The sequence below is a fragment of the Streptomyces sp. NPDC034111 genome (assembly GCF_055575375.1).
The window spans coordinates 34926-53117 of sequence record NZ_JBVIST010000029.1 but is presented as its reverse complement, the minus strand read 5'-3'; the positions used below and the strand labels follow the sequence as shown (position 1 = coordinate 53117).

Genomic DNA, 18192 nt, shown 5'->3' with positions numbered 1-18192 from the left:
GCTGGGGGCGGAACGACTGGAGTTGTCGAAGCGATGGGCCGAGCGGAAGCGAGACGGGCGCAACAGGGGAGCGCTCGCCGGGCCAAAACGAAACAGAAGAAGACCGGGATACGCCGCTTCTTCACCTGGAAGAAGCTCGTCGGGGCCTTCCTCGGGGTGTGCCTGCTGGGCATCCTCGGCTTCATCGGCCTGTATCTGTACGTGGACATCCCCAACGACGGCAACCGGGACGCGAAGCTCCAGAGCAACGTCTACAAGTACGCCGACGGCAAGGTCCTGGCGCGGGTCGGCCAGGTCAACCGGGAGAACGTCCCGCTCAACCGGATACCCAGGGCCGTCCAGCGGACCTTCGTCGCCGCCGAGAACAAGACCTTCTACCAGGACTCCGGCGTCGACCTGAAGGGCACCCTGCGCGGCATCCTCAACACCCTGCGGGGGCAGGGCAAGCAGGGTGGTTCGACGATCACCCAGCAGTACGTCAAGAACTACTACCTGAGCCAGGAGCAGACGGTCAGCCGCAAGCTCCAGGAGATCGTCATCTCGCTCAAGGTGGACAACAAGCTGGGCAAGGACAAGATCCTCGCCGGTTACATCAACACCAGTTACTACGGCCGCGGGGCCTACGGCATCCAGGCCGCGGCCCAGGCCTACTACCGCAAGGACGTCGAGAAGCTCACCGTCTCGGAGGGTGCCTACCTCGCGTCGCTGCTCCAGGCGCCGAACCAGTACGACTGGACCCTGGCGAGCAAGGCGGGCCAGAAGCGGGTCCAGGAGCGCTGGGCGTACACCCTCGACAACATGGTCGAGATGCACTGGCTCTCGGCGCAGGACCGCGCCAAGCAGAAGTTCGAGGTACCCAAGGACCCCAAGCCGCTGCCCGGTATGAGCGGCCAGGCCAGCTACCTGGTCACCGAGGCCAGGCGGGAGCTCTTCGCGCAGGGCGTCGACGCGAAGGACTTCGACAAGGGCGGCTGGACGGTCACCCTCGGCATCGAGAAGGACAAGCAGAAGGCGCTGGAGAAGGCCGTCAAGCGCAAGCTGACCGACGAGCTCGAGCCCAAGCGCCGCAAGGTCGACGGTGACGCCCAGCTCGGCGCCACCTCGGTGGACCCCAAGACCGGCCACATCGTCGCGATGTACGGCGGCGCGGGCTACCCGAAGCACTACACCAACAACGCCACGCGCTCGGACTACCAGCCGGCCTCCACCTTCAAGCCGCTGATCCTCGCCTCCGCGATGGAGAACAACGCGGTCACCCAGGACAGCCTGCCGATCAACCCGGACACGATCTACGACGGCCGTAACCGCCGTCCGGTCGTCGGCGGCACCATCCCCTTCGCGCCGCCCAACGAGGACGAGGAGCAGTTCGGGAAGATCAGCGTCCAGACGGCGACCAACAACTCCGTCAACGCGGTCTTCGCCCAGATGGGCCAGGACGTCGGCCTGGAGAAGGTCAAGCAGACCGCGGTCAGCCTGGGCATGGACGGCGCCAAGATGGACGTCAAGCCGGCCATGACCCTGGGCACCATGGGCGCCAGCCCGCTCCAGATGGCCGGCGCGTACGCCACCCTCGACAACCACGGCAAGAAGGTCACCCCGACCCTGGTGACCAAGGCCGTGCACAGCGTCAACGGTGTGGAAACCGAGCAGCCGGTGAAGAAGCCGATCGGCGAGCAGGTCCTCAGCCGGGAGACCGCCGACACCCTCACCTCCGTGCTGGCCGGCGTGGTCAACGACGGCACCGCCTCGGAGGCCGTACGGAACACCGCGTACCACGCGGTCGGCAAGACCGGCACCTCCGACGACAACAAGTCGGCGTGGTTCGTGGGCTACACGCCCAAGCTGGTCACCGCGGTCGGCATGTTCGGCGAGTCCCCCAAGGGCGGCGCCCAGGTGACCCTCAAGGGCACCGGTGGCGGCGGCCGGGTCAACGGCGGCGGCTACCCCGCCCGGGTGTGGGCGGACTACAACGAGCTGGTGCTCAACGGCAGCCCCGGTGCCGACTTCGACCTGGAGGCCGAGCGCGGCGCCGGAGTGCCGCCGACCGTCGCCCCGACGCCGTCCACCAGCCCGTCGCCGTCACCGTCCCCGTCCGACAAGCCGAGCGGGACCCCGTCGGCCCCCACGACACCGAGCGGCCGGCCGTCGAAGCCCGTGACCGAACCGCCGACGGATCCGACCACGCCGAGCGACCCGTCCTCGCCGCCGCCGGACGGTGGTACCACCGACGGCGGGGTGGACACCGGCGGCACCGATACCGGCGGTCCCAGCGACGGCACCGGCGGGCGCGGCAACAACAACCTGACCGGCTTCAACTAGGGCGCACAACCAGCGCGCACAGCACCGCGGCCCCCGCCATCGTGGCGGGGGCCGCGGTGCTGTGCGGGCGCGGCAGACGCTTGTGGCGTCTCAGCCGCCGTTCACCTTGTTGGCGATCCGGTCGCCCACGTTCTTGTCGATGTTGCGCCAGTACTGGAGCGCGCGGTCGAGCACCGGACGGCTGACACCGTTCAGCAGGTGCCCGGAGACGTTGTTGACCAGGCGGTCGCGGGCCGCGTCGTCCAGGACGTCGCGGACCATGGTGCCCGGCTGGCCGAAGTCGTCGTCGTCGCGGTGCAGCGTGTAGGCCTCGCGCACCATCTCACCGGCCGTCCGCCAGCCCGCCGGCTCCCCGTAGGTGAGGGTGTCGGCGGCCGGGCCGCCGTAGCCGTTCGGGGCGTACGGCCGGGCCACCCGGTTCGGCTCGAACCGCATCGGGCCGTCCTTCGCGTACGAGTGGACGGGCACATGCGGCCGGTTGGGCGGCAGCTGGGCGTAGTTCGGGCCGATGCGGTACCGGTGGGTGTCCGGGTAGGAGAACAGCCGGCCCAGCAGCATCTTGTCGGGGGAGGGCCCGATGCCCGGCACCATGTTGGACGGCTCGAAGGCCGCCTGCTCGATGTGGACGAAGAAGTCCTCGGGGTTCTTGTTCAGGGTCATCCGGCCGACCTCGATCAGCGGGTAGTCGCCGTGCGGCCACACCTTGGTCAGGTCGAACGGGTTGAACCGGTAGTCCGGGGCGTCCGCGAACGGCATGACCTGCACATACAGCGTCCACGACGGAGCATTTCCGCCGTCGATGGCCTCGTACAGATCGCGGCGGTGGCAGTCGCCGTCCTCGCCGGCGATCCGGTCCGCGTCCTCCTGGGTGAGGAAGTCGATGCCCTGGTCGGTCTTGAAGTGGTACTTGATCCAGAACCTCTCGCCGCCGGCGTTGACCCACATATAGGTGTGCGAGCCGTAGCCGTTCATGTGGCGGTAGGTCTTGGGGATGCCGCGGTCGCCCATCAGCCAGGTGACCTGGTGGGCCGACTCCGGCGACAGCGTCCAGAAGTCCCACTGCATGTCGTTGTCGCGCATCCCGTTGTCCGGGCGGCGCTTCTGCGAACGGATGAAGTCCTGGAACTTGATCGTGTCACGGACGAAGAAGACCGGGGTGTTGTTGCCGACCAGGTCGTAGTTGCCCTGTTCGGTGTAGAACTTCAGGGCGAAGCCACGGGGGTCGCGCCAGGTGTCGGGGGAGCCCTGCTCGCCCGCGACGGTCGAGAAGCGGGCCAGCATCTCGGTGGTCTTGCCCGGCTGGAAGAGGTCCGCCTTGGTGAACTGGCTGACGTCGTTGGTGACTTGGAAGAAGCCGTACGCGCCGCTGCCCTTGGCGTGCACCACCCGCTCGGGGACCCGTTCCCGGTTGAACTGGGCCATCTTCTCGATCAGGTAGTGGTCCTGGAGCAGGATGGGGCCGTCCGCACTCACGGTCAGTGAATGCTCGTCGCTCTCCACCGGAATGCCGGCGTTGTTCGTGGTGGGCGGAACGTTCTGCGCAGTGCTGGTCATGGAGGAGCGCCTCCTGGGTCGACGACGGGAGTAGGGGCCGGTCAGTCCCGTATTGGGGCGGTGAGTCCCTTACGTCCACCCAAGCAGTCAACATCGCCGACGGCACGTCGGCAAGAGTTGGACCCCGTCCGGTCCCAGACGGGGTCCAGCATGTGGGACACGGGCCCGGCCGCCCGCCGGACGTCAGCGGCGGTTGGCCCCCGGCGGCATCGACAGCTCGAACCAGACGACCTTTCCCATGCTCAGACGGGTCGCGCCCCAGCGCCGGGCCATCCGGTTGACGAGGTAGAGCCCCCGCCCGCCCTCGTCCGACGGCCGGGCCTGCCGCAGCCGCGGCAGCTGCGGAACGTCGTCGCCGACTTCGCAGCGCAGTACGTCCGTTCGTAGCAATCGCAGCGTGATCGGCCGCTCCGCATACCGCACCGCATTTGTCACCACCTCGCTGACCAGTAGCTCCAACTGGTCGGTCAGCTCGTCCAGACCCCAGCGCGCCAGCGCCCGCCGGGCCAGCCGGCGCGCCTGCCCGGCCGTCTGCGCCTTCGGGTCCAGGTACCAGTACGCGACATCGCTCGGCGCTATCCCGTCGAACCGGGCCGCCAGCAGCGCGATGTCGTCATCGCGGTCGCCGGGCCCGAGCATGTCCAGCACCTCGTCGCACAGCGGCTCCAGCGGCGGCGGATTGGGCCCGGTCAGCCGGGCGGTCTCCGCCAGCCGCTCCCGCAGCTGCTCGATACCGGTCCATACGTCCCGGATCCGCGACTCGACCAGCCCGTCGGTGTACAGCACGAGCGTGGCGCCCGCCGGGGCGTCCAGCTCCACGGCCTCGAAGTCCACCCCGCCGACACCGATCGGCGCACCCGACGGCACCCGCAGCACCTCCGCGCGCCCGCCGCGGTGCAGCATCACCGGCGGCGGATGCCCCGCGTTGGCGATGGTGATCCGGTGCGCGACCGGGTCGTAGACCGCGTACATACAGGTCGCCATGCGGTCCGTACCCAGCCGCTGGGCCTGCTCGTCGAGGTGGTGCAGCACCTCCTGCGGCGGCAGGTCCAGACCCGCCAGGGTCTGCGCGGTGGTCCGCAGCTGCCCCATGATCGCCGCCGAGGTCATCGAGTGCCCCATGACATCGCCGACCACCAGCGCCACCCGGCTGCCCGGCAGCGGGATCGCGTCGTACCAGTCACCGCCCACCCGGGCGGTCTCCGCGGCCGGCAGATAGCGGCTGGCCAGCCGCACCCCGGTCGGCTGCGGCAGCGAGTCCGGCAGCATCGTGCGCTGGAGCGCATCGGCGATGTACGCCTCGCGGCCGTAGAGCACCGCCTTGTCCACACCCAGCGCGGTGTGCGTCGCCAGCTGCGCCGCCACCAGCAGATCGTCCGGCTCGAACGCCGGCCGGTCCGGACGGCGCAGGAACACCGCCGCGCCGATCACCCGCCGCCGCCCGCGCAGCGGCGCCAGGATCACCCGATGGCCGCCGGGCAGCCGCGGATCCGGCCCCAGCAGCTCGGGCAGCGCGGTGCGCGCCGCCTGCGCCTCACCGAACAGCGGCCGCACGCCCCGCAGTACCTCGGCCAGCGGCCCGCCCGGCCGCACCTCGGCCAGCTCCGCCGCACTGCCGCCCATCGCCGGCCCGAGGTCCGGCTGCGCCGGCAGCATCGGAAGCCGCCCGCCGTTCGTGTCCGGCTCCTCCGGAATCCGGTCGGTACGCCGCAGCCGCAGCACCACCGGGCCGGTCGGCCGCTCGTCGCCCACCGGCAGCGGATCCCGCAGATAGACGAGGATCGCGTCGGCGAACGTCGGCACCGTCGCCCGGCACAGCCCGAGCACGATCTCGTCCAGGTCTATGCCGCGCGCGATCCGCCGGGTCGCCGCCCCGATGAACCGCAGCCGGTCACCGCCCGCCTGCCGGGCCGCCGCCACCTCACCGCTCTCGCCCGGATGCGCCGAGCGCGCCGGGGGAGCGGGCGGCAGCGGCAGCGAGGGCAGGCTCTCCGGAGGACCGGCCGGTGCCGGCACCCGGTCCCCGCCGCCACCCGGACCGCCGCCCTCGCGCGGCCGCCCGATGCCCTCACCGGCCGGCCGCGACCGCTGCCCGCGGTGCGGCTCCTCACCCGGCTCGGGCGCCTCGGCGCGGCCCACCGCACCCTGCGCCGTCCGCCGCCCGGCCCGGGCGGTCTCCTGCCCCGCATCCGGCGTGCCGCCCGGCCGACCGCTCGCCGGCATGGCCACCTCCCCGTATGAGTCACCGCCGTAAGGGTCCCCGTACGCCTCCCCGTACGGGAGGGCGGCATCGTCCCGTGCCGCGCCGTGGTCCGCGACGGGCTCGTCCCCGGAATGCCCGGCACAGCCGGCCGGCGGACCCGCCGAGGCCGTGACGGCGGCACCGGCCAGGCCGAGGTCGTCACCTCCGCGCACCGCGAAGCCGCTGCCCGGCACCGGGTTGTACCCGGTCGCGGGCTGATGCAGCGCGCTGCGCGGGTCGGGGACCGCGCCCAGCGGCGCCGTCCCGCCCGGCCCCCGCGCAGGGGACGCCGAGGGCGCGGCGGTCGAGGCCGACCGCCGCGATTCGTGGGAGGTGGGGTGCTCCGTCACGCGTGGGATTCCATCCGTCCGGGGCTGCGCGCCCGACGCGCCGCGTTCCGAGCGCGTCACCGGTACGGGACGCGCCCAACGCGCTGCGTCTCAGGCGCGTCGCAGGTGCAGAAAGAGCTGGATTTCGGGTGGTACGTCCGTACTCGCCGGGGCGTAGGCGTAGGCATCCTCCCCGACGACGTCGAAACCCGCGTCGTGCACGACCCGGCGCAGGTCGTCCCGCAGGTAACCCGATACCCGGATCGAGTTGCCCAGGAACGGAATCGTGAAGTCGTCCACATCCGCCTCGACCATCGACAGGGCCAGCAGCCCCTCGGGACGTAGCAGATCATGCAGCAGGCCCAGTGCGTAAGGGATTTCCGCACGGGGCAGCATCAGCAGGGAGAAATAAGCGGCGATTCCGTCGAAGGAGCCGGAGCCGCCGAGCCGGCCGCCCCGCAGATCGGCGAGGTCGAGCCGGTGGAATTCGGCGCCCGGGGCGTTGTCCCGGGCCAGTTTGATCATCGAGGGGGAGAGATCGATACCCACGACGCGGTGTCCGGCGTCGGACAGCTGACGGGCCGTCGGCAGTCCCGTCCCGCACCCGACGTCCAGGATGCGCGAGCCGGCGGGCAGGGCATCGGCCAGCCAGGCGCCGGAGGCGAGCTGCCCCTCCTTGTGCGGAAAGGCCTCGTCGTACCGGTCACCGATCGCGTCGAACGCCTCGGCCTGCCCGGCCCGGTCCAGCGCTAACCGCGTCAGACCTTCGTATTCGTCGTAGCTAGTCGCACTCACGACCTCGCCCCTCCTACGACCGCGGTCAAGTTCTTTTTCCAGTTCTGGAGTTGCGCCTGTGCAGTCTCGCGGAGGACGATCCTACGTTTGAAGACCGGGGGCGCAGCAAGGGGGCTCGGTCCCGCTCCTCGCCCCGCGAGGAACAGCTTTGCCCATAAGCGCACCTTTCCACGGTCGGCCTCCTTCACTCCCACCACACGTCCTCCGTTTCTTCACTCCCTCACGACCGCAAACGATCCGGTGCGCGGTCCCAGTTCTCCGGCAACCCCGGGACCTCCCAGGCCGGATCGGGCCGCCAGTCCTCCCAGCCGTCCGCGAAAGGCCCCCGCCAGGCGGAAATCTGTGCGATTGCGGCCCGGCCCGCGGACCTGACCTCCGCGGCCCGGGCCCGGCTCATCAGCCCGTCCCGCTGCGCCTGCGCGAACTCGTCCTCGTCCCGCCACTCCCAGTGCCGGTCCGGATAGACACAGATGTCGAGAAAGTGGTCCTCGGAGTCGATGCCGTCCGCCCAACGGCGGCGCGGCTCCTCCAGATTGACGTACCAGTTCTTGAACTGCCAGCCGCGCTCCCAGAACAGCCACACCGACCAGGGATCGCCCGGCCGGGCCAGCTTCAGCACCCCCGTACCGAACCACCGGTCGTGGGCGGTCCGCCGCGGCTTGGTGTAGCGGGTGGCCAGCGGTTCACGGTGCACGGGCGTCCCGTCGGCGAGCACCGGCTTGATGCACGGCGTACCCGGCGCCATCCACACCGCCAGCAGCTCCGTGGTGTCCTGTACGACGGTCATCGGCCGGCAGATGTGGAACTGCTCGGGATGGGCGTTGTCGCGATAGCGCCACAGGATGTGGTCCCCCGGCGCCCAGCGCCCCACCCCCCGCTGCGCCGGATTCCGCACCGCCCGCTGCGCCGGTTCCCGCACCGCCCGCCCGGCTTCGGCCGTTCCGCGTCCGCCGGCCGCCCCGCCTTCCGTCGTGTCCACCATGTCCGCTGTCATGCGCAGATCTTAGAGGCGCCGCATTACGACCGCCGTGACAGATGCCGCACCCGCCGTTACGGGCGCGGTAACGCGCGCCCCTGCGCCGTTACGTCCGCATGTGGGGTGCGGACGTTACGGATGTGTCATCTGTTACGGATGTGTCATCCGCAGCACATCCAGCGCCTCGTCCAGCTGTTCCTCGGTCAGCACCCCGCGCTCGACATAGCCGCCCTCGATGACCACCTGACGAATCGTCTTCCGCTCCGCGAGCGACGCCTTCGCGACCTTGGCGGCCTCCTCGTACCCGAGGTACTTGTTCAGCGGCGTCACGACCGACGGCGACGACTCCGCGTACTCCCGGGCCCGTTCGGCATTGGCCGTGATCCCGTCGACCGTCCGGTCCGCCAGCAGCCGCGCCACGTTCCCGATCAGACGCACCGACTCCAGCACGTTCCTGGCGATCACCGGCAGCATCACATTCAGCTCGAAATTGCCGGCAGCCCCCGCCGCCGCCACCGTCGCGTCATTTCCGGTGACCTGTGCCGCGACCATCAACACCGCCTCCGGAATCACCGGATTGACCTTCCCCGGCATGATCGACGACCCCGGCTGGAGATCAGGGAGATTGATCTCGGCCAGCCCGGTCCGCGGCCCCGAAGCCATCCACCGCACATCATTCGCAATCTTCGTCAGCCCCACCGCGACGGTCCGCAGCTGTCCGCTCGTCTCGACGATGCCGTCCCGCGCCCCCTGCGCCTCGAAGTGGTTACGGGCCTCCGTCAGCGGCAGGCCGGTCACCCGCGCCACCTCGGCGATCACCGCCGCCGAGAACCCGGGCGGGGTGTTGATCCCCGTCCCCACCGCCGTACCGCCCAGCGGCAGTTCCGCCAGCCGCGGCAGCGAACTCCGCAGCCGCTCGACGCCGTACCGCACCTGCGCGGCATACCCCCCGAATTCCTGACCCAGCGTCACCGGCGTCGCATCCATCAGATGCGTCCGCCCCGACTTCACGACGCTCGCGAATTCTTCCGCCTTGCGCTCGAAGGCCTCCGCAAGATGCTCCAGCGCCGGAATGAGGTCGTTCAGCACGGCCGAGGTCGCCGCGATATGAATCGACGACGGAAACACGTCATTCGACGACTGACTCGCATTGACGTGATCGTTCGGATGCACCGCCCGCCCCAGCCGCTCACTCGCCAGCGTCGCGATCACCTCATTGGCGTTCATGTTCGACGACGTCCCGGACCCCGTCTGGAACACATCGACCGGAAAGTGCTCGTCCCACCGCCCCTCGGCCACCTCGCCGGCCGCCTCCTGGACGGCCTCCGCGATGTCCTTGTCCAGCACCCCGAGCTCGGAATTCACCAGCGCTGCCGCGCTCTTGATCCGGGCCAGCGCCTCGATGTGCGCCCGCTCCAGCCGCTGTCCGGAAATGGGGAAATTCTCCACCGCACGCTGCGTCTGCGCCCGCCACTTGGCATGCGCGGGCACCCGCACCTCGCCCATGGAGTCGCGCTCGGTCCTGAACCCGTCCGCACCGCCGGATGCACTGTTGTCACTCATACCTATGACAGTGCCCGGGATCCCCGATCTGTTCCCGGGCACCGCCGCGATGTCACCTGCCTGCGGGGTGGTCATCCTTCAGACCCGCTATGAAGGCGCCCCAGGCGGCACGGGGGATGAGCAGGGCGGGGCCGTGGGGGTTCTTGCTGTCCCGGACGGGGACGAGGCCGGGGATGTTGTCGGCGATCTCGATGCACTCGCCCCCGTCGTCGTTGCTGTAGCTGCTCTTGCGCCAGCTGGCAGTGCTCAGGTCCCGCGTGGTCCGCATGGCGTCCAGTCCTCCATCGCCTCTCGGATCATCGCCTCGGAGTCGCGAGGCGAGAGGGCCATGGCCCTGAGCAGATCGTAGGAGTCGCGGCGTTTCGCGACAGCATCCGGGTCGTCGATGATCGTTCCGGACTGGCTTCCTTCCCAGTAGGCCAGCAGAGGCTGATGGGGCACCGTATAGAGCGTCAGGGAACCGCCTGCCTCCGGATGTTCACCAGCGGCGAACGGCAGGACCTGCAAGGTGATGTGCGGAGAGGTTGCCCGCTCGATCATGGCCGTCATCTGGTGATGCATCACCTCCGGTCCGCCGACCGGCCGACGCAGCACGGCCTCGTCGAGGATGAACCAGCAGCGGGGCGGCTTCGGGTCGTTGAGCCGCGCCTGCCGGTCCAGGCGAGCCTGCACCATGGCTTCGATCTCCGCATCAGGGGCATACGGGCGCCCACAGCGCAGCCGCCGCTCCGCCGTCCCCCGCGTCTGGAGCAGACCGGGCACGGTTGCCCCCATGTACTGCTCGATGACGGCGGCCTTCTGCTCGATCTCAATGACCCGCCGGTACTTCGCCGGAAACGACTCCTTCCGTGCCAGCGCGTACAGCCGGGCAAAGTGCCCGTCCGTGGCGAAGTAAGAATCCAGCTTCGCCGGTACATCCTCGTACGGCAGTTGTTCCGCGGTCTCGATCCGTGCCACGAACGACTTGCTGTAGTTCACGATGTCCGCCAGCTGTAGCAGCGACATGCCCGCCTTCTCGCGGTAGCGGCGGATCTCCGCCCCGAAGAAGTCGCGCGCGGAACGGTCCGGCTCGAGGTCGTTCGGCTGGAACTTCATGGGCCCATCCCTCCCCCGTCCCCGGAACTTGCGGGGGACGGCAACACTCTGTCGATCGTAGGCCGCACACAGCAACCATGAGGGCACAGACGGTAATTACTCCAGGAGCTTCCCCATGACAAACTCCGTGAGCGCCGACGACGGCACCCCGCCGGGCCCCGCGGGCGCCCGGCGGTCCCTGATGACCCTTCGGGTCTATACCGCGACCCGCGACGGCGTCGTGACCGAGGAGCGGGCGCCGGTGCACGTCACGGCGGGCGAACGGTGGGACGTCTACGGGCTTTCGCAGGTCTGGCCGCCCTGCGCCTGTCCGCGCCACCGTGACGGCCGCTGAAGGGTCAGGGGGCGAGGACCCCCGCGTGGGCGGAGGAGGGCAGCAGGGTGTCCGTGCCCGCGAACTTCGCGTCGTAGCCGCCGTTGGCGAGGATCAGGGGCAGGGTGAGGGTCTCGTCGAGCCGGGCGGTTCCCTGGGCGTCGGTGGTCGCCGTGCCCAGGACCTGGCTGCCGGTGCTGAAGGTGATGGTCCGGCCGGCCACGGGAAGTCCGGTGACCAGGTCGGTCAGTGTGGCGGTCAGGAAGGGGAAGTACACCTGCGGGGGCAACAGCTTGCTCAGGGCGGGGGTGGCGGTCAGCGATGTGGCGTGGCCGGTGACGAGGTAGGTGAAGCCGTTGACCAGGCTCGCGCTGCCACCGGGCGTGGTGACGGTGACGGTGGCCGGGCCGGCCAGTCCCGGCGGGGTGAGGGCGGTGAGCTGCGTACCGGTGGGATTGACGCTGACGCCGGTGGCCGGTTTGCCGCCGATGGTCACGCTCGCGCCGGTCAGATTGGTGCCGGTGAGGGTCACCACGGTGCCGCCCGCGGTGGTGCCTTGTGCGGGGGTGAGGCCGGACAGCGTGGGGGGATTCTGGATGACGCTGACCGAGTCCGACCCGTAGTTGGCGACGTAGATCTTCCCGTTGGGGGCCACCGCCACGCCGATCGGATTGCTGCCGACGGGGAGGGGGGAGCCCACGACGGTGTTGGTGCTGGTGTCGATCACCGTCACATCGTTCGTTCCCGAGTTGGCCACGTAGGCAAGGCCGTTGGGGGCGACCGCCAGCCCCTGCGGGTCGATGCCGACGGGGATGCTGGGGACCAGCACGGTGTTGGTGGCGGTGTCGATGACCGTCACGTCGTTGGAGAGGAAGTTGCCCACGTAGGCACGGCCGTTGGGGGCGATCGCCACCGGGTTGGGTTCGGTGCCGGCCGGGATGCCGGTGACGGTGACGGTGTTGGTGAGGGTGTTGAGCACCGTCACGTCGTTCGATGCGTCGTTGGTGATGTAGGCGTTGCCGTTGGGGGCGACGGCCACATAGGCCGGGTAGGTGCCGGGGAGGGGGATGCTGGGGATCAGGACGGTGTCGGCGGCGGTGTCGATGACCGTCAGGTCGTTGGTGACGAAGTTGGTGACGTAGGCGTTGCCGTTGGGCGCGATGGCCACGTCGACCGGATTGCTGCCGACGGGGATGCTGGGGACGAGGACGGTGTTGGTGACGGTGTCGATCACCGTCACATCGTCGGACGTCTGGTTGGCGATATAGGCCTTGCCGTTGGGGGCGATCGCCAAGTCGGTCGGGTTGGTGCCGGCCGGGATGCCGGGGACGAGGACGGTGTCGGTCGTGGTGTCGATCACCGCCACCGCGGCGGCGCCGAACCGGGTGACGTAGACGTTGCCGTTGGGGGCGACCGCCACGCCGACCGGCTGGCTGGGGACGGGAATCGACGTCACCGACAGGACCGCCGGTGCCGGTCCAGCGGCGGCAACTGCCCCTGCGGGCGCGGTGCGCCGCCGGAGGGGGAGGGGAGCGACCCATGGCGGCCCCTGTCGCCGGGCTTGCATGCTGGTACTCATGGAGACCCCTTCACATAGGGGCCGCCCTGGCCTGCCCCGCCGCCACACGGGCGTCGGCACCGGCCATGGATCCTCTCCGGGCACCACGACAACGGACCGCACGTCACCGGACGCACGGAGGCTGCCCACCCGGGAAAGGATGGGCAGCCCACCGGTTCGATTACCCCTGCGGTACCCACACGGCACGGCGACGAAACGCCCCACTTCGCGCCTCACCGGACGTCAGCTTGCCGGTGAGGGCGGTACGCCGCACCGCAGTTGAGGCCGGGTCAGCCGCCCTGGCGCACCGGAATGCTGGTGAAGGTCGGGGCCGGCGCGGGGTCCTGGAAGAAGTCGTTGCCCTTGTCGTCGACGACGATGAAGGCGGGGAAGTCCTCGACCTCGATCTTCCAGACGGCTTCCATGCCGAGCTCCTCGTATTCGAGGACCTCGACCTTCTTGATGCAGTCCTGGGCCAGGCGGGCCGCGGGGCCGCCGATGGAGCCGAGGTAGAAGCCGCCGTGGGCGGCGCAGGCGTCGGTGACCTGCTGGGAGCGGTTGCCCTTGGCGAGCATGATCTTGGAGCCGCCGGCGGCCTGGAACTGCTCGACATAGGCGTCCATACGGCCTGCCGTCGTCGGGCCGAAGGAGCCGGAGGCGTAGCCCTCGGGGGTCTTGGCCGGGCCCGCGTAGTAGACCGGGTGGTTCTTGAGGTACTCCGGCATCTCCTCGCCGGCGTCCAGCCGCTCCTTGATCTTGGCGTGGGCGATGTCGCGGGCGACGACCAGCGTGCCGGTCAGGGAGAGACGGGTCTTGACCGGGTGCTTGGTCAGCTCGGCGAGGACGTCGTCCATCGGGCGGTTGAGGTCGATGGCGACCGCGTCCAGGTCCGGGCCGGCGCCCTCGGTGAGCTCGGCGGCGGTGGTGTCGGGGAGGAAGCGGGCCGGGTCGGTCTCCAGCTGCTCCAGGAAGACGCCCTCGGCGGTGATCTTCGCGACCGCCTGGCGGTCCGCGGAGCAGGAGACGGCGATGGCGACCGGGCAGGACGCGCCGTGGCGGGGCAGGCGGACGACGCGGACGTCGTGGCAGAAGTACTTGCCGCCGAACTGGGCGCCGATACCGATCTTCTGGGTGAGCTCGAAGACCTTGTCCTCCAGCTCCTTGTCGCGGAAGCCGTGGCCCGTGGGGGATCCCTCGGTGGGCAGCTCGTCGAGGTAGTGCGCGGAGGCGTACTTGGCGGTCTTGAGGGCGTACTCGGCCGACGTACCGCCGACGACGATGGCGAGGTGGTACGGCGGGCAGGCGGCCGTGCCCAGCGAGCGGATCTTCTGCTCCAGGAACTTCATCATGGAGGCCTCGTTGAGGACCGCCTTGGTCTCCTGGAAGAGGAAGGACTTGTTGGCGCTGCCGCCGCCCTTGGCCATGAACAGGAACTTGTAGGCGCCGCCGTCGGTCGCGTACAGCTCGATCTGTGCCGGGAGGTTGGAGCCGGTGTTCTTCTCGTCCCACATCGTCAGCGGGGCCATCTGCGAGTAGCGCAGGTTCAGCTGGGTGTAGGCGTCGTAGATGCCGCGGGAGAGCGCTTCCGCGTCGCCGCCCTGGGTGAGGACGTTCTGGCCGCGCTTGCCCATGACGATGGCGGTGCCGGTGTCCTGGCACATGGGCAGGACGCCCGCGGCCGCGATGTTGGCGTTCTTGAGCAGGTCGAGCGCGACGAAGCGGTCGTTGGCGCTGGCCTCGGGGTCGTCCAGGATCTTGCGGAGCTGGGCGAGGTGGGCCGGGCGCAGATAGTGCGAAATGTCGTGCATCGCCTCGGCGGCCAGCTTGCGCAGCGCCTCCGGCTCGACCTTGAGGAACGTCCGCCCGTCGGCCTCGAAGGTGCTGACACCTTCCTTCGTGATGAGGCGGTACGGGGTGTTGTCCTCGCCCGTGGGCAGAAGGTCGGTATAGGCGAATTCCGGCATCGCGGCCAATCCTTACTCGACGATGGCTTCGGCTGACATCTGCGGCAGCGCCTGAACAGCGTAGAACCCCGGCCCGCCGGTGCGGTTGTGAGGTAAGGCTCAGTCGGCGGGCGCGACCGGACCTCGCGTTTCTCTAGTCGCGATCTATCGCGTTTCGCTACGCTTGGTTCGTGGATGCAGACAACGGGGGACGAGTGCGTCCCGAGACGCCGCAAGCGGTGAATCTGACCAAGACCGTGGCCGAGCGCACGGGGGCGCGTGTGGCCGAGGCCGACATCCGGGCCTCGGACGCGGACCGTGACCGGGTCGCGGAGATCCTCCGGGAGGCGCTGGCGGAAGGCCGGCTGGACCCCGAGGAGCACGCCGAGCGGATCGACACGGTCTACCGCGCCAAGACGATGGGCGAGCTGGAGCACGTCGTGCGGGACCTGCCCGCCGCGGCCGGCGGCCGGCCGCAGCCGGGGCCGACGGCGTATGACTACGGGTCGGGCACCCCGCTGCCCGACCAGAACCTGGTCGCCGTCTTCAGCGCCTCCGTCCGCAAGGGCCGCTGGCAGGTCCCCGCGCGGATCAACGCGGTGGCGTTCTTCGGCAGCGTCGAGATCGATCTGACCGAGGCGGTCTTCCCGCAGCAGCAGGTCCAGATCAACGTCACCTCCCTCTTCGGCAGTGTGGACATCCGGGTGCCGGAGAACATCACGCTGCGCAGCAGCGGCTCCGGCGTCCTGGGCGCCTTCGAGGTCGAGGACAACGAGGCGCCGGACGGCAACGCCCCGCAGGTCCAGGTCAGCGGCTACGCCGTCCTGGGCAGCGTGGATGCCAGGCCCAAGCGCGGCGCCTGGGTCCGCGATCTGCGCGACCGGCTGCGCGAGGGGCGCCGGGAGCTGCGCCGGCAGCTGCGCGAGGAGCACTGGGAGCACCATCAGCAGCTGCGGCAGGAGCACCGCGAGCGCCATCAGCAGCGGCGGGAGGAGCGGCAGGAGTGGCACGAGCGGATGCGTGCCGACCGGCATGAGCGCCGGGACCACTTCCGTAAGGGGCGGGGCGACTGAGGCCCTATTTTCGCGTTGTCGCGAAACCCCGTTTCCGCACGATCGCCACGGTGTGCATAAGCGTGCGCACAGCGGGTAGGGCTGGTGCATCGTCTCTCGTACGGCTGCGGGGTGCGGAAAAGGGCCGTGCGCAGCGAGACGGGCAAGGGTGATTCTCGCGCCGAAGCCGTCGTCAGGAGTAGACCGTGCTGCTACCGCATCAGCCCGTGCAGGATGCCGCTGTCGTTCCGTCCCCGCGAGTGCCTGCGCGCGATGAGGCCGGTCCCTGGCATTCGGAGGCGGTGTGCCGCCGGGATGAAGCCGGGCTGTTCTTCGCCCCGTCCAAGGAGCCGACCGCCGCGCGACTGGCCAGGGAGGAGGCGGCGAAGCGGGTCTGTGCCCGCTGCCCCGTGATGGTCGAGTGCCGTGAACACGCGCTCCTCCAGCCGGAGCCGTACGGCGTCTGGGGCGGCCTGACCGCGGCCGAACGCCGGGTCGTGCTGACCCGCCGCCGGCGCCGTGAGGCCGAGCTCCAGCGTGCGGCCCATATGCCGGCGGCGGGCTGACCGGGCCCGAACCGCGCGCCGTATGGGCCACTTCGCCCCCGCCGGAGACTCTCCGACGGGGGCGAAGTGTGTGTACACGGGGCGATCCGTGCGTACCGGACCTAGCTGGGGCGCTCGAAGTCCACCGAGCTGTACGCGCGCAGCTTGGACAGCCGGTGCTGGGAGTCGATCTGGCGGATCGTGCCGGACTTGGAGCGCATCACCAGGGACTGGGTGTAGGCGGTCTCGGCGCGGTAGCGCACCCCGCGCAGCAGCTCGCCGTCGGTGATGCCGGTGGCCACGAAGAAGACGTTGTCGCCGCGGACCAGGTCGTCGATCTCCAGGACCTTGTCCAGGTCGTGCCCGGCGTCCAGCGCGCGCTGCCGCTCCTCGTCGTCCTTGGGCCACAGCTTGGCCTGGAGCGTGCCGCCCAGGCACTTCATGGCGCAGGCGGTGATGATGCCCTCGGGCGTACCGCCGATGCCCAGCAGCAGATCGACGCCGGTGCCCTCGCGGGCCGCCATGATCGCGCCGGCCACATCGCCGTCCGCGATGAACTTGATCCGCGCGCCGGCCTCCCGGACCTCCTTGACCAGGCCCTCGTGCCGGGGGCGGTCCAGGATGACCACGGTGACGTCCTCGACCGCGGACTTCTTCGCCTTTGCGATCCGCTTGATGTTCACCGCCACCGGCGCGGTGATGTCGACAAAGTCCGCCGCCTCGGGGCCGGTCGCCAGCTTGTCCATGTAGAAGACCGCGGACGGGTCGAACATCGAGCCGCGCTCGGCGACCGCCATCACGGAGACGGCGTTGGCCATGCCCTTGGCGGTCAGCGTCGTACCGTCCACCGGGTCCACGGCCACGTCGCACTCCGGGCCGGTCCCGTCACCGACGCGCTCGCCGTTGTAGAGCATCGGGGCGTGGTCCTTCTCGCCCTCCCCGATGACCACGACGCCGTTCATCGAGACGGTGTGGATCAGCGCGCGCATGGCCTTGACCGCCGCGCCGTCCGCGCCGTTCTTGTCACCTCGGCCCACCCAGCGGCCCGAAGCCATGGCACCCGCCTCGGTGACCCGGACGAGTTCCAGGGCGAGGTTGCGGTCCGGGGCCTCAGGGCTGACCTCGAGTTGGGACGGGAGATGATGCTCGGTCATCGAGCGCACCTTTCTGTACGGCGACGGCCGCGAAGGATGAGGGTAGCTACGACCTTATCTGCCGACCGCCAAAATGAGCAGAGGGCCCTACGCATGAGCGGTGTGAGGACGGGCAGGAACCCGGGCGTTTGCGCAGGTGACGGCCGTCACCAGGGGGCCTGTCCGAGCCGCCGCGGGGATGGGGGACGATAGGGGCGTGGCAGGTATGCGAGGCAGGCAGACGGTGCGGGACATGGTCCTGTCGCTGGCGGTGATCGGCGTTCTGGTCGGGGCGATCTATGTGTTCATCCCGCACAACGACAGCGCCGACGCGGAGAAGAGTGCGGTCAAGGCGGTCGACTACCGCGTCGAGCTCATCACGGCCCGGCGGGCGGCACCGTACCCGGTCGCCGCGCCCGAGGGGCTGCCGAAGACCTGGCGCGCGACCTCGGTCTCGTACAAGGCGAGCGACGACGGCAAGGGCGGCGCCTGGCATCTGGGCATGCTCGACCCCGAGCAGGAGTACGCGGCCGTGGAGCAGAGCGATGCGCCGGCCCGGAAGTTCATCCGGGAGGTCACGCTCGGTGCCACCAAGGCCGAGGGCAAGCAGGCCGTCGGCAGCAAGAAGTGGGACCGCTACGTTGGCCACAAGTACCGGGCGCTGGTCCGCGAGGAGTCGGGTGTGACCACGGTCGTCACCGGCACGGCGCCGTACGGGCGGCTCGCGGACCTGGCCGCCGCACTGGTGGCGAAGAAGAGCTGAGGGTCCCGCCCG

At 70.0% G+C, this 18192-nt stretch carries 15 protein-coding genes; 5 read left to right on the top strand and 10 right to left on the bottom strand.

The features are described 5' to 3' along the window. The first annotated feature begins 33 nt into the window (after positions 1–33). A complete protein-coding gene (locus ACZ55A_RS35625; protein ID WP_468849050.1) occupies positions 34–2319 on the top strand; it encodes a transglycosylase domain-containing protein in 2286 nt (761 codons plus the stop codon). 90 nt (positions 2320–2409) lie between these two features. Here ACZ55A_RS35625 and ACZ55A_RS35620 read toward each other — a convergent pair whose 3' ends face one another. The 7 genes from ACZ55A_RS35620 to ACZ55A_RS35590 form a co-directional block, all read right to left on the bottom strand. Continuing rightward, positions 2410–3873, bottom strand: coding sequence for a catalase (locus ACZ55A_RS35620; RefSeq protein WP_468849048.1), 1464 nt, complete (start codon positions 3871–3873; stop codon positions 2410–2412). A 183-nt stretch (positions 3874–4056) separates the two neighbouring features. Continuing rightward, positions 4057–6465, bottom strand: a complete 2409-nt coding sequence (locus ACZ55A_RS35615; protein WP_468849046.1) for a SpoIIE family protein phosphatase — start codon at positions 6463–6465, stop codon at positions 4057–4059. Positions 6466–6555: 90 nt separating this feature from the next. Then, positions 6556–7239, bottom strand: a complete 684-nt coding sequence (locus ACZ55A_RS35610; protein WP_468849044.1) for a class I SAM-dependent DNA methyltransferase — start codon at positions 7237–7239, stop codon at positions 6556–6558. Positions 7240–7459: 220 nt separating this feature from the next. After that, positions 7460–8233 carry a cytidylyl-2-hydroxypropylphosphonate hydrolase gene (gene fomD / locus ACZ55A_RS35605; RefSeq protein ID WP_468849042.1) on the bottom strand — a complete coding sequence of 258 codons (774 nt, stop codon included), beginning with the start codon at positions 8231–8233 and terminating at the stop codon, positions 7460–7462. A gap of 132 nt (positions 8234–8365) precedes the next feature. Beyond that, positions 8366–9778 carry a class II fumarate hydratase gene (locus ACZ55A_RS35600; protein ID WP_468849040.1) on the bottom strand — a complete coding sequence of 471 codons (1413 nt, stop codon included), beginning with the start codon at positions 9776–9778 and terminating at the stop codon, positions 8366–8368. A 52-nt stretch (positions 9779–9830) separates the two neighbouring features. Continuing rightward, a complete protein-coding gene (locus tag ACZ55A_RS35595; protein WP_468849038.1) occupies positions 9831–10046 on the bottom strand; it encodes a DUF397 domain-containing protein in 216 nt (71 codons plus the stop codon). After that, the gene (locus ACZ55A_RS35590) at positions 10025–10873 is read right to left on the bottom strand and encodes a helix-turn-helix domain-containing protein (RefSeq protein ID WP_468849036.1); all 849 of its coding nucleotides are present in this window, start codon (positions 10871–10873) and stop codon (positions 10025–10027) included. Before ACZ55A_RS35590 ends, ACZ55A_RS35595 begins: the two co-directional genes overlap by 22 nt. Positions 10874–10988: 115 nt before the next feature. Between ACZ55A_RS35590 and ACZ55A_RS35585 the strand changes: the two genes are divergently transcribed. Next, a complete protein-coding gene (locus ACZ55A_RS35585; RefSeq protein ID WP_468849034.1) occupies positions 10989–11207 on the top strand; it encodes a hypothetical protein in 219 nt (72 codons plus the stop codon). Between the two features lie 4 nt (positions 11208–11211). On the opposite strand, the gene ACZ55A_RS35580 is transcribed toward ACZ55A_RS35585, so the two are convergent. Both ACZ55A_RS35580 and ACZ55A_RS35575 read right to left on the bottom strand, forming a co-directional pair. Continuing rightward, positions 11212–12642 (bottom strand): virginiamycin B lyase family protein, encoded by a 1431-nt coding sequence (locus ACZ55A_RS35580; RefSeq protein WP_468849032.1) that lies wholly within the window; start codon positions 12640–12642, stop codon positions 11212–11214. 392 nt (positions 12643–13034) lie between these two features. Then, positions 13035–14708 carry a fumarate hydratase gene (locus ACZ55A_RS35575; RefSeq protein WP_468849031.1) on the bottom strand — a complete coding sequence of 558 codons (1674 nt, stop codon included), beginning with the start codon at positions 14706–14708 and terminating at the stop codon, positions 13035–13037. 170 nt (positions 14709–14878) lie between these two features. Between ACZ55A_RS35575 and ACZ55A_RS35570 the strand changes: the two genes are divergently transcribed. Together ACZ55A_RS35570 and ACZ55A_RS35565 are read left to right on the top strand one after the other, a co-directional pair. Next, positions 14879–15760, top strand: coding sequence for a DUF1707 SHOCT-like domain-containing protein (locus tag ACZ55A_RS35570; RefSeq protein ID WP_468849030.1), 882 nt, complete (start codon positions 14879–14881; stop codon positions 15758–15760). Positions 15761–15945: 185 nt separating this feature from the next. Then, complete coding sequence (locus tag ACZ55A_RS35565) at positions 15946–16305, top strand: WhiB family transcriptional regulator (protein WP_468849028.1); 360 nt, start codon at positions 15946–15948, stop codon at positions 16303–16305. A 101-nt stretch (positions 16306–16406) separates the two neighbouring features. On the opposite strand, the gene glpX is transcribed toward ACZ55A_RS35565, so the two are convergent. After that, positions 16407–17438: a class II fructose-bisphosphatase gene (gene glpX, locus ACZ55A_RS35560; protein WP_030412197.1), complete on the bottom strand. Its 1032-nt coding sequence runs from the start codon at positions 17436–17438 to the stop codon at positions 16407–16409. 205 nt (positions 17439–17643) lie between these two features. On the opposite strand from glpX, the gene ACZ55A_RS35555 reads away from it, so the two are divergent. Then, positions 17644–18180, top strand: coding sequence for a DUF4245 domain-containing protein (locus ACZ55A_RS35555; protein ID WP_468849077.1), 537 nt, complete (start codon positions 17644–17646; stop codon positions 18178–18180). Positions 18181–18192: the final 12 nt, after the last annotated feature.